Genomic DNA, 810 nt, shown 5'->3' with positions numbered 1-810 from the left:
TGATGAGCGACTGCCTGATCTTCGCGGTGCTGTTCGCCTGCTACGCGGTATACGGCGGGAGCTACGCCGGCGGCCCGACCCCCGGGGAGGTCTTCGACCTCCACGGGCTCGCGCTGAACACGGCGATCCTGCTGTTCTCCTCGATCACCTATGGTTTCGCCATGCTCGAGATGGCCCAGCGCCGGCGCACCCGCACCCTCGCCTGGCTCGCCGTCGCCGGGCTGTTTGCCGTGGCCTTCGTCGGCTTCGAGGTCAACGAGTTCGCGCACATGATCGCCGAGGGCGCCGGCCCGTGGCGCAGCGCGTTCCTCTCCTCGTTCTTCGCCCTGGTGGCGACCCACGGCCTGCACGTCACCTCCGGCATCATCTGGCTGGCAACGCTGATGATCCAGGTCGGCCGGTACGGCCTGACCGCGGAGAACGAGCGGCGGCTGTCCTGCCTGAGCATGTTCTGGCACTTCCTGGACCTGGTCTGGGTCGGTGTCTTCAGTTTCGTCTACCTCGTGGGGGTTCTGCGATGAGCGGCGCACCCGAAGATCAGGGCTATCAGTCCGATCCCCGTTACCTGCACAGCCACGAGGGCACGCCCGAGCCGGAGCACGGCACGCTCAGGGGCTACCTGACCGGCTTCGTGCTGGCCGCGATCCTCACGGTGATCCCGTTCTGGCTGGTCATGGGCGACGTGCTCGACAGCGCAGCGGTCACCACGCTACTGGTGCTCGGCCTGGGCGCGGTGCAGATCGTCGTGCACATGGTGTACTTCCTGCACATGAACTCCCGCTCCGAGGGCGGCTGGAACCTGATGGCCAT

General features: G+C 66.9%; 2 protein-coding genes. Both read left to right on the top strand.

Annotated features, from left to right (window positions below; translation table 11 throughout):
* Nucleotides 1-521, top strand: a 521-nt coding sequence (gene cyoC, locus G7A99_RS22230; protein WP_163144174.1) for a cytochrome o ubiquinol oxidase subunit III, incomplete at its 5' end; no start/stop codon positions are given.
* Nucleotides 518-810: cytochrome o ubiquinol/quinol oxidase subunit IV (locus G7A99_RS22225; protein ID WP_163144172.1), on the top strand; the 293-nt coding region annotated here is incomplete at its 3' end. The genes cyoC and G7A99_RS22225, both read left to right, overlap by 4 nt.

It is taken from the genome of Arhodomonas sp. KWT (assembly GCF_010993615.1).
Note: the sequence above shows the minus strand (reverse complement) of the source record. Positions and strands in the feature narration are given on the sequence as shown.